Raw genomic sequence first — 15559 nt, forward strand, 5'->3', positions numbered from 1 at the left:
CTGACGGGACCCCGGCCGGCATGACCCGGTGTTGCGCTCACTCCTCCTTGAAGGCGCGCGCGATCTGATCGGTGATCGGCTTGACGAGGTAGTTCGCCGCCGTCTGTTCCTCGGTCGCGACGTAGATCTCGACCGGCATCCCCGGCATCAGCTTGAGATCGCCCAGCTTCTCCATCTCGCCCTCGTCGAGATCGACATAGCCGATATAGCCCGGCTCGCCGGTGGCCGGATCGACGGTGGTCGCGGGCGAGACGTAGCGCACCGTGGCCGTCAGTTCGGGCGTGGTCCGGTGGTTGAAGGACGAGAAGCGCACCCGCGCGGCCTGGTCGACATAGACCTGGTCGATGGCGGTCAGAGGCAGGCGCATCTCGATCTTGAGGTCGGCATTGGCGGGCACGATCGTGGCCAGCACCTCGGCGGGCGTGATGACGCCGCCGATCGTGGTGACGCTCAGCTCGTTGATGCGACCCGAGAGCGGCGCGCGGATATCCGTGCGCGACAGACGGTCCTCGACGGCGATGATGCGGTCGCGCAACTCGGAGACGCGGGTCTCGACCACGGCCAGCTCGCGCTGGGCCTCGGTCCGGGCCAGATCGTCGACGGCGAGGATGCGCATTTCCATCTCTGAGATCCGGGAGCGCGAGCGCGCGATGTTGGCGTCGAGCTCTCCCAGCTTGCCGCGAAGCTGCACGCGGTCGCGGGCGGAATCGTCGAGCCGGGGCGCCTCCATCAGGCCCCGCGCGACCAGCCCCTCAAGGCGGGCATGGCTTTCCTCGACGAGCACGAGCTCGTCCTCGAGCGCGGCGCGCTGGGCATGGAGCCCGTCGATCTCCTCCTCGATCTGGACGATGCCGACTTCCATCTGCTGGCGCTGGTTGCTGCGGTTCTGGAGGTTGCCGCGATGCAGCCGGACCTCGCCCGCGACCAGCTCGGCCAGCGCGGGATCGGTCAGGAAGCGGTCGGGAAACACGATCTCCTCGAGGCCGTCGCGATCCGCGAGGAGCCGCGCGCGCCGGGCCATCGCCTCGTCGCGCTGCACCAGCAGGATCGAGAGCTCGGCGGCAGATTGCGCGTCGTCGAGCCGGAACATCACGTCCCCGGCCGCGATCTCGTCGCCCTCGCGCACGAGGATCTCCGAGACGATGCCGCCGTCGCGATGCTGGATCTGCTTGATCTCCTCGTCGACCTTGACGGTCCCCATGGCGATCACGGCCCCGGTCAGCTTGGCGGTCATCGCCCAGCCGCCGACGCCGCCGAAGAGGCCGACGGCCAGGACCGCGCCCATGATGATGCGACCGCGAAGCTTGTCGAATGCCGGACGCGGGGTGGCGGTGCCGGACGGTGCTTTGTCGATATTCATGTTCATATCCTCCTACGGCGCCCGGTCAGACCTGGTCCAGGTTGAGCGAATGCTCACCCTGAAGCGTTACGGTCAGGTCGGTCGTGTCGTCACGGTCGAAGTCGATCTCGATGACGGTGCGCCGATAATCTTCGGTCAAGTCATGGCGGTAGCGGATGTCGGGATCGGCATTGGTCATGCCGGCCGCGTAGGCGGCAAAGGCCCCTTCCGCGCCCTCGGTCACCTCGCCGTTGCGCACCAGGTAGGTGCCCCCCGGACCCGCGACCGAGATCACGTCGCCTTCGTCGAAATCCTCGATGTCGAAGGCCGAATGGACCCGGCCGACATGGTCGCCCGCGCGGAACTCATAGCTGTCGTCGCCGCCATTGCCGCGCAGGGACGCGTGACCCCCGTCGGCGATGAACCGGTCGTTCCCGGCGCTGCCCACGAAGGCTTCGAAGCCCCCGAAGCTGTCCGCGCCGATCGACTGCCCCTCGGCCATGCGTGCGGCGAAGTCGAACGTGACCCCGTCCGTGGCCTCGGAGTAGTCGAGAATGTCGACCCCGTCGCCGCCGTCGAAGCGGTCATCGGCGCCGTCGTCGCTGGCGATGACATGGTCCTCGCCGATGCCGCCCTCGACCTCGTCGATGCCGGCGCCGTCGATCAGGATGTCGTCGCCGGAGCCGCCGAGAAGGACGTCGTCCCCCGCCCCGCCGTCGAGCGAGTCGTTGCCTTCCTCGCCCTTCAGCCGGTCGTCGCCCTCATGGCCCATCAGGACGTCATCGCCCTCCTCGCCGTCGAGCAGGTCGTTGCCGGCGTCGCCCCAGAGGATGTCCTCGTCGTCGCCGCCGCGCAGGAAGTCGTTGCCCTCCCCGCCCTGAAGCCAGTCGGCGCCGGCCTGGCCCGAGAGCCAGTCATCGCCCGCGCCGCCGATCACCTCGTCGGCACCGTCGCCGCCCTCCAGCGAGTCGTCGCCGTCACCGCCATCCAGCGTATCCGCGCCGAGACCGCCTTCGAGCGTGTCGGCCCCCTCGTCGCCCGCGAGCATGTCGTCGCCCTCGCCGCCGAGCAGGCTGTCGTTGCCCGCGCCGCCGGACAGGTCGTCCTGTCCTGCGCCGCCGGTCAGTTCGTCATCGCCGGCATCGCCCGCGATGGTGTCGTCGTCGTCGGCGCCCAGCAGCGTGTCCGCGCCGTCGCCGCCCGAGATGGCATCGGCCCCGGCGCCGCCGTCGAGGCTGTCCGCCCCGGCATCGCCGTCCATCACGTCATCCCCGGCACCGCCGGAAGCCACGTCATCGCCCGATCCCGCGCGCATCAGGTCATTGCCCGCGCCGCCGTCCATCACGTCGTCGCCCGCACCGCCGAGCATCAGGTCGACGCCGTCGTCGCCCGACATCACGTCGTTGCCGTCATCGCCTTCGAGCCGGTCGTCGCCCGCCCCGCCGGACATCACGTCGTCGCCCGTGCCGCCCGAGAGCGCATCCACGCCGGCGCCGCCTTCGAGCGCATCCGCGCCCGCGCCACCCGACAGGATGTCGTCGCCGTCGCCGCCCGCGAGCTGGTCGTCGCCTATGCCGCCGAAGAGCTGGTCGTCGCCCGCGTCGCCGTCGAGGACATCCGCCCCCGCGCCGCCATCGAGCTGGTCGTCGCCGTCGCCGCCGGACATGCTGTCATTGCCCTCGCCACCGGTGAGCGCATCGTTGCCCTCTTCGCCGAAGAGCAGGTCGTTGCCCCCGTCACCGGCCAGGACGTCGTTGTCGGCGCCCCCGACGAGGTAATCCGCCCCGGCACCGCCAGAGAGGTCGTCGGCCCCGGCATCGCCCTCGAGCCGGTCGTTGCCCGCGTCACCCGCAAGCCGGTCGTTGCCCGCGCCGCCATAGAGCACGTCGTTCCCGTAGCCGCCCGAAAGGTCGTCGAGACCCGCATCGCCCGACAACTGGTCGTTGCCCTCGCTTCCGAAGATGATGTCGTCATCCGCGCCGCCCGAGAGCATGTCGTCGCCCTCGCCGCCGTCGAGCATGTCGAACCCGGTTCCACCGGTGATGATGTCGTTGCCTTCGCCGCCCGACAGGATGTCGTCGCCGCTGCCGCCGTCGATCAGGTCATCGCCCGCACCGCCCTCGATATCGTCGTCATCGGCCTCGCCATAGAGCGCGTCGTCGCCCTCCAGCCCGAGGATGGTGTCGTTGCCGGCACCGCCCGCGATGATGTCGTGACCGGTGCCGCCGACGAGGTAGTCGTCGCCATCGCCGCCGATGATACGGTCGTCGCCGGCGCCGCCATAGACGACGTCGTTTCCGGCGAGCGCGACGATGTCGTCATTGCCCTCGTGGCCGTCGATCCGGTCGATCCCGGCCGAGCCGCGCAGCAGCTCGCCCGAGGCGGTGCCGTCGATCTCGTTGCGCAGGATGTCGAAGGTCGCGAACTGCGAGATGGCGTTGTAGCCGTCGCCGATCGAGTAATCGATCCGCACTTCGCCCAGGGTCTCGCCATCGGCGATGAAGACCCAGCCATCCTCGGTGGCGCGCAGCTCGCCGCCCTCGACGCGGTCGATCCTGACGACCATGCGGTCACCTTCGGGATCGACGGTCTGGCCCAGGAGATGCGCCAGGCCGATCGCGAGCATCGCGCCGCTGCCGACATCGGCCAGCCGCACGGAGGTCAGGTTGCGGGGCGCGCGGTTTTGCACGCCGTCCGCGCCGCCATCCTCGTCCCCGTCCATGCCGTCGTCGAGCGACAGCTCGGACCGGAAGCCTTCGGGGATCTGCCAGCCGTCGCTGAACGTGGCGCCATCGCTGGTCACCTGCATCGAGCGGAAGGGCGGCAGTTGGGAATTCGCACCGAATTCGGTCTCGAAGCTCGGCAGGAAACCGTTCGACCGGCCGGGCGCGAGCGCCCCGCCGAGCGGCCCGAAGATGAAGTCGGCAAGGGACGCGCCCTCCTCCGCTTCGACGTCCTCGGGATCCTCCTCGGGGGTCTTTTGGTCGGCGGCGCCCGGCACGAGCCGTAGAGCGTGGGCGATTGGGGCGCCGCCGCCATTGCCGTCCTCCGCGGGCCCGACCGGTTCCGGGGTGACCGGCTGGGATTGGGCTGCGGAGGCAGGCAAGAACGATTTCAGGTAAAGGGCGAGCGAGACGAAGCCGAGGACGACGGCGCCGATCGGGCCGTTGCCGGATTTCTCGGCCGGTCGCAGGGCGAGCGGGTCATCCTTGACGGGCGCTGGCCCGGTGGATTGCTTGTGCGCTTTGACATCGATCACGACTTGGCACCTCCCGCTGCTTTCTTGGCCACGAGACGGCGTGTCTCGGCGGCGACTTTAGGCGAGGACCCTTGGGCCCCCTTGGCCTTGGCACCGGCCGCGGTGGTCGCGGCGGGCTGCATGTCCGGCGTGCCGGGCTGCGCATCGGGCGCGGCCTTGGGCGCCAGGATCTCTTCCTTCGGACCGAAGGCCGAGAGCTTGCCCTGCTGGACGATGCCCACGAGGTTGCAGGCCTGCAGCGCGCTGGGCCGGTGCGCGATCACGATCGCGATGCCGCCGCGGGCGCGGACGCCCTCGATGGCCTTGGTCAGCGCCTGCTCGCCCTCGGGGTCGAGGTTGGCGTTCGGCTCGTCGAGGACGACGAGGAACGGGTCACCATAGAGCGCGCGGGCGAGGCCGATGCGCTGACGCTGTCCGCCCGAGATGGACGTACCCATCGGCCCGAGCTCCGTGCGGTAGCCGTCGGGCAGGCGCACGATCATCTCGTGGACCGCGGCGGCCTGTGCCGCGGCGACGATGGCCGAGGCGTCGGGCTCCTCCTCGAGACGGGAGATGTTCTCCTCGACCGTGGCATCCAGAAGCGAGACGTCCTGCGGCAAGTAGCCGACATGGACGCCGCGCTCCTCGTCGCTCCACTGCGCCAGTTCGGCGCCGTCGAGGCGGATGGCACCGCGCAGCGGCGGCCAGATCCCGACCAGGGCGCGGGCGAGGCTCGACTTGCCGCCACCCGAGGGTCCGATGATGCCGACGGCGTCGCCGGCCCGGACCTCGCAGCTGACATCGCTGAGGATGACGCGGCCGGTCGCGGGGGCCGCGACGGTCACGCCCTCGAGCTTGAGGGTCATGGTGGGCTTGGGAAGCTGCATCGGCTGCGGCAGCGCGGCCAGCACCTCGACGGTGTCGCGGACGCGGCCCCAGGCGCCGCGCGCGGCGACGATGTGCTTCCAGTTGCCGATTGCGAGGTCGATGGGCGCCATGGCCCGCGACGCGGCGATGGTGCTCGCGATGATGGCACCGGCCGACAGCTCGCCCTTGATGGTCAGGTAGGCTGCGAGCCCGAGGACCGCCGATTGCAGCAGCATCCGCAGCACGCGCGACATGGCGCCGAAGCTGCCGGTGATGTCGCTCGTCTTCGTTTGCAGTTCGAGGTGACGCTCGTTGGCGCGGGTGAAGCGCTTCACCGCCCGGCCGACGAAGCCCATCGCCTTGAGGACCTCGGCGTTGCGGGCGTTGGAGTCCGCGATCTGGTTGCGCACGATGGTCGAGTTCTGGGTGTCCGCGCTGAAGCGGCGGGTCAGGATCTCGGTGATGACGGCCAGCGTCACGAGGACGAAGGCGCCGCCGATCGTCAGTGCGCCCAGCGTCGGGTGCAGCATGTAGACGAAGATCAGGAAGAGCGGCATCCACGGCAGGTCGAAGATGGCGACCGGCCCCTGGGAGCCCGCGAAGGTGCGCAGCGTGTCGACGTCGCGCCCGCGCTCGAGCGCCTCGGAGGTCGAGTAGCCCAGCCGCGGCATGTCGACGACGACCTGGTGCGCCACCGGCGCCAGGCGGCGGTCGAGCCGCGCGCCGATCCGCACCAGCATCTGGGCGCGGATGATGTCGAAGAAGCCCTGGAAGACATAGAGCCCGATCGCGAGGGCCGAGAGCGCGACCAGCGTCGGAACGCTGCCGCTGACCAGGGCCCGGTCGTAGATCTGGAGCATGTAGAAGGAGCCGGTCAGCGCCAGGACGCTGATGACACCCGAAATGATGAAGAGAAATGCTGAAAGTCCTTTCAGACTTCCGACGACTTTCGCCGCTGCACCGCGAACTTTCTTGGACTTGCCAGCCATGTCGATCCCCCCGGATACGATACGCTTGAGAAAAATCCGGGCGGCCCGGAGGCCGCCCGGAGGCACTGGTTAATCAGAGCATGAAGTCATCCGACGACAGGTCATGCCGCCCCTTGATGTTGATCGAGAACTCCGACCCGTTGTCCCCTTCGAGGTTGCCCTGGACGACCGTGTAGTCGCCGTCCGCTCGCGTCTCGTGGGAGACCATGACCTCGCCGGTGCCGGTGAAGGCGTCCGAGACCAGGGCCAGGGTGCCATCCGACATCCCCGTCAGGTCGATCCGGTCGCCCGGCTCGAACCCGGTGATGATGTCACCGTCGGCATCTTCGGCCGAGAGGAAGCGGTAGGTGTCAGCACCCGCGCCGCCGTCCATCTCGTTGACGCCCTTGCCCGCGGTGACAACGTCGTCGCCCGAGCCGCCGAGGAAGTTCTCGACGTTCCAGAGGACATCGTTGCCCGAGTCCGCGCTCTGTGCGCTGCCTCGGCCGTTGGTGCCGGAGCCGAGATCGGCCGTGATGTTCGACATGATGGCCGACATATCCAGCGTGTCCGTGCCGGTCCCGCCTTCGATGGCGTCGCCGTAGTAGACATCGCTGCCGTCGCCGACGCTGGCGAGGAACATGTCGTCCCCCTCGCCGCCGACTACGAAGTCGTTGCCGGCACCAGCGTCGATGAAGTCGTCGCCTTCGTCACCGAACATCCGGTCGTTGCCGGCGTCGCCGAACATCATGTCATTCCCGGCGCCCGCGATCATGTTGTCGGAGCCTTCGCCGCCGAACATCATGTCGTTGCCGCCCAGACCGAGCATGTTGTCGGCGCCGTCGGTGCCGAACATGGCCTCGGCGATCTCGGAGCCGACGATGGCGTCGCCGACCGCGGGCGACTGATCGTCGTTGCCGTTGTCGTCGTTGCCGTTGTCGTCGTCGCCGCCGTTATCGGCACCCCCGTCGTTACCGTCACCTGCCCCGTCGTTGACGGAGTCGAAGATGGTGTTGTCGAGGCCCTCGATCCCGCTGTTGCGGTCCACGATCGAGGCGAAGGTCGTGTCCTCACCGAACTGCTGGTAGAAGTCGAAGTTGTCGAACTGATCGATGTAGTAGAACCGATCACCTTCCTGCAGACGGTCGAGCTGCTCGTGGATGACGACCCAGAAGGTCTGACCCACCATGCCGCCGTTGACGTGCTTCTCGGCCAGGCCACCGACCCAGAGGTCGACGCGGTCGATGCCCTTGACGATCTTCGCACCGTTCTCACCATCCAGGAGCGTGAGCCCCGGGTTGACCGCGACGAAGGCGTCGATCTCTTCCTGCGTGGACAGGACGAGGTCGGGATAGGCCTCCATCAGCTGCGCGATGACTTCGTTGCTCAGGCCGTTGCGGGCCTGGAAGTCACCCCAATCGGCATAGGGCGAGAGGTCACCGGCCAGGCCGACGGCTTCCGCGATATGGCGGTTGGTGGAGGCAGCCAGATCGGCGCGGACCTGGTTCAGCGTGCCGAGGCCGATATCCCAGCCGCGGGCGACGTTGAAGGAGAACAGGTCGGCATTGACGCGGACGAGATCGTTCCGAACCGCATCGACGATGTTGAAGTCGACCTCTTCTGCAGCCTGCGTCGTCGCCCCCTCGAGGATCGCCTTGGTTCCCAGCTGGGTGTAGCCCGGCTGCGGCACGTAGCCTTGCGGCAGCGGTCCGTTGAAGGCTTCGGCTGCGTTGGTCGGGTTCAGGAAGGCATCGAAGAGCGGCACCTGGATCGGATTTCCATCCGGTCCCATGACCTGAACCGTCTCGCTGATCATCGAGTGGCCGAAGCGGTAGACCGCAGCCGCGAACTCGTGGCTGATCCGGGCATCGACGGTATCGTCGTAGCCGTCCCAGCCATGATCGCCCGTGCCGCCATCCGGATCCCGCATCCCGCCGAGCAGCATGTCCGCGAAGTCCTCGTAGACGACCCGCTGGTACTCGGCGACGTTCAGCAACTTGGCCGCCTGGAACACCTCCTCGGGGCTGCCTTCGAAGCCGGAGGCCACGAGATTCTCGACGTGGAAGGTGTGGTTCCGCGCCCAGATCGTGTGGATCGAGGTCAGAGCGACGTTCTCGTTGGCCCGTCCGTCACCGGCGATACGGTGATCGAGCAGGTTGAGATACGGGTTGGTGTCGATCAGCAGCGCATGGGTGGAGCCCATGAAGTCCGATGCCATCATCTTCACCATCTCGCCGTCGATGGCCCCGGTGGTCTCGTCGACCAGACCCGGGAACGCCTCGCGGAAGCTCTGCGCGCCGTTCGGCAGGGACGGATCGGTGAAGATCGTGTCCGCAGCCCAATGGTGCTCGATGAGATCGCGCAGGGTCGGGAGCAGGTTGAACTCCGGATCCGACGGATCGGGCTCACCCGAGAGCAGCCGCATGCCGAAGCCCTGGTTCCCGTCGCTTTCGCGGAGGAACTGACCGACCAGCTCGTGGCTTCCGTAAGCCTGGTTCTGGTCGATGAAGGGCGACGTCTTGTTGACGTGCATCGGGTTGCCGTCCGCGTCGTGACCGACGACCTGGGCCCGGGTCAGATCGGCCGGGTTGTCCGAGGTCGGGCTACGCTCGGAGCCTTCGCCACCGATGGCGATGGTCCCGTTCGCGCTGTCCTTGGCGATGAACGTCAGGCCGTGGTCGAAGTACTGACCGAAGGCCGTGAACAGGGCGTTGGCGTTCTTGGCGCTGGTCGCCAGGTCCACCTCCTGATCACCGAGGACATTCGAGATCGTCCGCGGGTCGAGCCCGTCGAAGATCGGATTGACCTCGCGGTTCCCGGCATCGTCGGCATCGCCGTAGCGCGCCTCGGTCAGCCGGATGAACGGCTCGTCGGCGGCCCCGAACTCGGGGTTGGCGATGTTGTTGCCTTCACCGCTCAGGGTGCGGATGCCGGCGGCATGTGCGCCGTCATCGCTGCCCTCGAAGGGTGCGAGACCCTTGACCAGGTTGGACAGTCCGTCGAGATCGCGCTGGGTCAGGCCGAAGCTGCCATCCGCAGCATCGTCGTCCCCGTTCTGCACGACCGTGTTGACGAAGCCCGGCATACCGGCCGGTGCGTGGAACATCACCGAGCCGTTGGGGCCGGAAACCGTGGTCATGCCGGACGCGTCGGTCGTGGTCGTGGTCGGCCCGCCGAGCGGCCCCACCTCGATCACGTCCTGCGGCCGCAGGGTGCCGACGATGGTGTCGTTGCCCCCTTCGCCCTTGAACACGATGCGGTGCGCGGAGTTCAGCCCCGTGATGTCCACCTCATCATCGCCGGTCGAGCCGTTGATGGTGATCGTGTTGAAGTTGAGGCTGGTCGCGGTGAAGTCGCCCAGGACGACGATCGTGTCGCCTCCGACGGCTCCGCCGCCCGCGGTGAGCGGGTTCGAGTTGACGATGATCTCCTCGACGGCGTCGATCTCGGCGATCACGTTCGCGTCGTTGATCGTACCGCGGGTGATCACGATCTCGGCGTCCGAGACGATGCCGAACCCGGCAGCCGCAGCGGAGGTCATGATCGTGAACTGCTCGGCACTCGCGTCGCCCGTCAGGACGAACGTGTCGGTGTCGAGGCCGCCATCGATCAGATCGCGACCACCGGCGCCGGCGGCGAAGTCGACGACGAGCGTGTCGTTGCCCGCGCCGCCATCGACCCGGTCGGTGCCAGCGCCGCCCTCAAGGAGGTCGTCGCCACCATTTCCGGCCAGACGGTTGTCCGCGGCGTCGCCCAGGGCGATGTCGTCGCCCTCGGTGCCGTCGAAGCGCTCCTCTGCGAGCGTGGCCATCCAGTCGTCACCGACCGGCGCCGTCTCGGCGGATGCCACGGTCTGGAGAACACCCATCCCGTCGAGGAACGCGGCGACCGCGCGGAGCGGACGTCCGACCTGGATGCCATCCGTGTCCGGAGCCTCGTCGTTCGGCGTGTAGGTCAGACCGGTTGCGCCGGGGATATCGACCCAATCCACGCCATCGAAGGACTGCCACTGGATGTCGATCGGCCCGTCGATCCCGGCGTCACCGCCCAGCATCGACGTGTCGAGCGCGACGACCTGACCTTCGGTCGGGGTCATGTCGCTGAGGATCAGCGAACCGGTGATGTTCAGGTCGCCGAAGGCGACATCACCGTCGCGGAAGCGCAGGATCTCGACGTTGCGGATGATGTCCGATCCGTCGTCGATCAGCACATCCGTGGTGCCGAAGCCGGTATGCTCCACCTGGACCGAACCATCGTCCAGATAGGTCAGCGTGTACTGGGTCCGGTCGTCGTTGAAGATCGCCACGTCGACACTGTCGGTGTCGCCGCTGTCGATGATCTCGCGGACGATGTGCATCTGGCCCGGAACGATCGTACGCGACACCAGGAGCTCGAAGAGGCTCTGGCCGACCCAGGCCGCGTCCACGCCGTCTTCGGCGGTGAACACGTGGGTCAGGGTATCGACCGTCGCGATCTCGTTGCCCTGCTCGTTGGCATCGGCGCCGTCAGCCGTGATCCGGATGCGGACGTTCAGCCAGCGATCGCCATCGAGGATGTCGTCGCCCGCGTTGCCCTGCAGCATGTCGCTGCCGGCACCGCCGAGGAGGATGTTGCCTTCCTCCCAGAAGGTCTCGCCATCGGCGATGGACACGATGTCCGACAGGCCCGCGATGCGGTCGATGCCGGCCTGGTCCAGACCGTCACGCTCGAACACGCCTTCCGCCGCCGCACCGGGCTCGACTTCCGCCGGGTCGAGTGCGCCGGGCGCAATACGGTTGTCACCGATCAGCGTGTCGTTGTGATCCCAGCCCGAGAGCGCTTCGGTCTTGTCGAAGCGGTTGCGCAGGATGTCTTCCTGGTCGGTCGTGAAGATCTTGATCCGCATGTCGGCATAGCCGTCGACCGGCACACCTTTGAAGATCGCCCAGTCGAAGCCCCACATGCCCTCGTTGCGCATGACGCTTTCGCCCTGGACCATGATGTCGTCGCCGGATTCGGCGTCGAAATCATGCTCGTCCTCACCGGCGAACATCACGTCGTGACCGATGATCGAGGAGTTGAAGAACAGCTCCGAGTTGTCACCGGCGGTGGTGTCGAAGCCGTTGCCGGCCTCCATCCAGTCGTCCCCCTCGTTGCCGAGCAGGAAGTCGGCACCGTCGCCGCCGAGGATGAAGTCGTCACCCGAACCGCCGAAGACTTCCGAGGCATCGGCCCCGAGGAAGACCACGTCCTTGCCCGAGCCGCCCATCAGGACGTCGAGGCCGTTGGAGGTGGCCATGATGTCGTCGCCGGCTTCACCCTTGAGGAAGTCGCCTTCGTCACCGGCATCGAGGATGATGTCGGAGCCGCCGCCGCCGAGGACCTGGTCCACGCCGAAGCCGGATTCGATGTAGTCGTCGCCGGCATCGCCCCAGATGGCGTCGTCGCCATCCCCGGTGATGATGGTGTCGTTTTCATTGGTGCCGCCGACCACGACGTGCTCGCCACCCGAGAAGCGGAGATAGTTGGTCTCGACCTCGGTTGTGGTGGGATCGTCACGGACGACCTTGCCCATGCCGAGCGCCTCGAGGATCGGATCGTTGCCGGTCGGATCGTCGATCAGCTGGTTGGCCTGGTTCACCTCGAGGACGAAGTCGTAGAGGCCGAACGCATCCGCACCGATGTGGTGGCGCACGATGTCGTCGTCCGTGCCGCGGATGCCGTCGGCACCGGGGTCGCTGAGGTTCGTGTTGGCCAGGATCATCTTCGCGAAGGAGTTCTCCTCCAGCGCGTTGAGCAGGTTCTGACCCTGGGTCCGGGACAGGTAGTAGAACCGGTCGCCGAATTGCAGCGCCTCCATCTGCGCCTCGAAGATGGCGGTGAAGGTCGACCCCAGCATGCCGCCGAAGGGCATGGTGCGTTCGGCCAGGCCGCCGACCCAGAGGTCGATGTTGTTCAGGCCGCTGGTCTCGGCGTCCTGCAGCAGGAAGGCGAACCGCTCTTCGTCGCTGACGGCACCGCCGCCCATGACGAGGTCGAACGCGGCATCGCGCTTGCCCTCGAGCGTGGTGGCTGAGGTGATCGAGGCGTGCGTGCCGTAGGCGGCGATCAGGTTGATGATCGTCGTCGGCGTGGACAGGTTGTTGGCCAGCTCAACCCAGTTCTCATAGGGCCGCAGCCAGGTGGAGCCGGTCTGCGCATAGAGCTCGGCACGCGTATCGTTGAAGCTCGGGATGCCGGTGTCGCGACCGCGGGCGATGTTGATCGCCGGAAGGTCGAGTGGCAGGCCGAGCAGGTTGTTGCGCAGCGAGTCGACGACGAACTCGTCGATCGCGCTGCCGCGCTCGGTGGACATGCCGCGGACGATTGCCGCCGCCGCCTCGTCGGCGCTCATCGCACCGTCATTGTCGAAGGCCACCGGGTTCAGGAAGGCCGCGATCAGGCCCATGTCATCGGTGCTGAGCTCGCCCGTGGTCTCGTCGACCATGACGCGCGGCATCGCCTCCGTGAGCATCGAGTGACCGAAGCGATACACGGTGTTCGCGAATTCGGCGAAGATGGCCGGGTTGATGTCGGTCACCGCGTTGAACACGAACGGATCGATGTTCGGGTGGATCTTGCGACCGAACTCCTCAAACACGAGGTGCTGGTACTGCATCTCGGTCGCGAAGCGGCCAGCCTGGAAGAGGCGCTCGCCGTCCCACACCAGGCCTTCGGGGCTGGTCGGAACCTCGGTGACGTCCTCGAGCAGCCACTCGTTGATGAAGTCCAGATCGCCGGTTTCCAGCACGGTCAGCTTCTGGGCATCGACCTGGCGGTTATGCTCCGAGTGGAAGACGTGGTGGACGGCGGTCAGGCCGATATTCTCGTTGCCGCGACCGTCGCCGGTGATGAAGTGACGGTCCAGCAGCTCGTTGTCGTAGGTGCCGGTCTCGCTCAGGCCGATATCGCTGTCGCTATCGGCCGCCTTGATGCCACCGGTCTGGCTGTCGAACGGATTGGCGGCGTGGGCGATGTCGTCGAGGAAGGCGTGCCCGATGCGGATCGCGCCGGCCGTGAAGGTGTTGACCGGGTTGGCCAGATCACCCTCAACGGTGATGTCGTCGGCGGTGTTCGGGATGCCGTCGGGGCCGAGGCCGACCACGATCTGCGGCAGGCCGTTGGGCCCGCGCACGAACTCGCCATAGGCGTCGGTCCGCAGGAGCGGGATGTTCAGCACGTCGCCGTCGGTCAGCTCGATGCCGAGCATGTCGCGGGCCTGCGCCTTCACTTCGGCCCAAGTGGCGAGGCCGCCATTGGCGCCGTCGAGCAGGTGGCCCGTGGCCACCGGATTGCCGCTGGCGTCGAACGCGTACTCGCGGGTGAAGACCTGGTGCGAGGCATGCGAGGTGTAGGTCTGGTTCTGGTCGACGAAGGGCGTCGTGGTGTTCTGCCCTTCATGCGTGGTGTCGTCCGCCGTGCCCATGATGCCGTCGGCACCAGGTCCGTCGACCGGGGTCGAGCGGGTGACGGCCATGAAGCGCAGGTGGTTCGGCAGATCGTCCGCCGTGCCCGCGATGCCGTCCTCGCCCAGGACGAGCGGATCGTCGGCCTGCAGCGGGATGAAAATCGTGCCGTTGTCGCCCTTGGTGATCAGGTCGAGGCCGTGATCGAAGAACTGACCGAAGAAGGTCATCCACGCGTTGAACGGCGCCGAGATGCCATCGTCGGGCGCGATGTTCGGCAGCGACTGGAGGTCTTCGTCGGTGATCTCGATCTGTGTGCCGCTCGTGGCGGTCAGGTTGACGTCGTCGATGAGTATCTCGCCGCCCGAAACGCGGGCGATCTCGACGCGGAGCGTTTCACCCACATGGTCCGCGAGCATGGTCTTGTCGGCGGATACCGTCATGTCCGCCCAAGCCAAATTGGCCAGCGCAGGAGTAGGCACTTCGGAAATAACCGTCGTCGAACCGTCGGCGGCGACGGCAACGAGGCGTGCCACGCCGTTGATCGGGTTGCCTTCCGCTCGGTCACCAACGCGGAACGTAAGTTCGTAATCGGCATTGGCCGTGATGGTTCCGGCATCCTGGCTCAGCGAGCCCCCCATGCCGAGCCACGCGACGGCCTCGCCCGAGAAGCCAGTGAGGTCCGTGCTGGCTTCCGGGGCCCAGGTCCCGACGCGACCGGTCGAATCCCAGCCGATCGGCGCAGTTCGGGTGTAGGCGCCCGCGGGCGGGTTGAACACGCCGGGCGTGCCGGGCGTGAGATCGTCCAACTCGAAGCCGGTGTTCAGCAGGCCGACATCGGCGGGCGGCGGGCCTTCGCCGGGACGGACCGGGATCGCATCTTCGCCGTACTTCTCGTGGAAGGCGGCGAGGGCGGCGTCGCTGGCGAACCAGGCTTCGACGGCGGCCGGGTTGTCGGTGCTCAGCGAATTGACGAGGTTCGAGATGATGCGCGGATCGGCATCGGCGACGTTGCCGGAATGCCCGCCATTGATGAAGGGCGAGCCGGTCGGGGCGCCTTCCACGCCGTAATCGGTGTTGGTAACTTCGAGGCCCGATCCGGGCGCGCCGAGCGGCATCACATCGCCATCGGCCTCGTCGCGGAAGTCGGTGCTCAGCATGCGCGGCATCGCCTGGTCGGCGGCTCCCCACTGCTCGCGGCCCTCCACAAGGTTGTTCAGCGACCCGTCGACCGTGCGCAGGCCGTAGGGCACCAGCGGGTCGGAAATGGCGAGAACGGCACCCACGGTGCCCTCGGGCACGACGTTGCCGTCGGCGTCGACATAGATTTCGGTCAGAGGCGTGCCAGCGGCGTGGGCCTCGGAAATTTTGATCTGACGCAGAACAAATGCCAGATCGGCGGCGTTGAGCTTAAGAGCCATGACGGACTTCCCCCTAGAAGATGGGAGAAGTGTCTCATTGGCTTGGGTTAACCGTTAGGTGCTTAGGACTCGTTAACCTCCTACCCGATGGGATCACCCATCCATGGTTCCTTCGTAGAGGAGGCGTATTGGACCAAGGTCCCGATTCGGTACGGGCCAAGGTCGGGGTCGCAAAAGGCCTAGTTTCCCGAATGCCTCGAAATCGCCTTGTTTCATGGGCAATTCAGGCGTTCGGTGCATCGGGCGGCCACAATGCCGGTCTGATGTCGTGATAGGTAAAGATCGTGGCTGAATTAGGGCCG

At 67.2% G+C, this 15559-nt stretch carries 4 protein-coding genes; all 4 read right to left on the reverse strand.

All coding sequences use genetic code 11. The features are described 5' to 3' along the window. Nucleotides 1-37: 37 nt before the first annotated feature. The 4 genes from Q0833_RS14565 to Q0833_RS14580 all read right to left on the reverse strand — a co-directional run bounded on the left by Q0833_RS14565 (nucleotide 38) and on the right by Q0833_RS14580 (nucleotide 15257). Nucleotides 38-1360, reverse strand: a complete 1323-nt coding sequence (locus Q0833_RS14565; RefSeq protein WP_298436352.1) for an HlyD family type I secretion periplasmic adaptor subunit — start codon at nucleotides 1358-1360, stop codon at nucleotides 38-40. Nucleotides 1361-1385: 25 nt separating this feature from the next. After that, nucleotides 1386-4598, reverse strand: coding sequence for a calcium-binding protein (locus tag Q0833_RS14570; protein WP_298436355.1), 3213 nt, complete (start codon nucleotides 4596-4598; stop codon nucleotides 1386-1388). After that, nucleotides 4595-6433 carry a type I secretion system permease/ATPase gene (locus Q0833_RS14575; RefSeq protein WP_298436358.1) on the reverse strand — a complete coding sequence of 613 codons (1839 nt, stop codon included), beginning with the start codon at nucleotides 6431-6433 and terminating at the stop codon, nucleotides 4595-4597. Before Q0833_RS14575 ends, Q0833_RS14570 begins: the two co-directional genes overlap by 4 nt. A 73-nt stretch (nucleotides 6434-6506) precedes the next feature. Then, complete coding sequence (locus tag Q0833_RS14580; protein ID WP_298436361.1) at nucleotides 6507-15257, reverse strand: peroxidase family protein; 8751 nt, start codon at nucleotides 15255-15257, stop codon at nucleotides 6507-6509. Nucleotides 15258-15559 lie beyond the last annotated feature (302 nt).

Origin of the sequence: uncultured Jannaschia sp. (assembly GCF_947503795.1) — a bacterium.
Lineage (GTDB): Bacteria > Pseudomonadota > Alphaproteobacteria > Rhodobacterales > Rhodobacteraceae > Jannaschia.

Bases quoted from the DNA above. Each gene is read 5' to 3' on its own strand.
- Q0833_RS14565 (WP_298436352.1), bottom strand. From the start codon at position 1,360: ATGAATATCGACAAAGCACCGTCCGGCACCGCCACCCCGCGTCCGGCA.
- Q0833_RS14575 (WP_298436358.1), bottom strand. From the start codon at position 6,433: ATGGCTGGCAAGTCCAAGAAAGTTCGCGGTGCAGCGGCGAAAGTCGTC.
- Q0833_RS14580 (WP_298436361.1), bottom strand. From the start codon at position 15,257: ATGGCTCTTAAGCTCAACGCCGCCGATCTGGCATTTGTTCTGCGTCAG.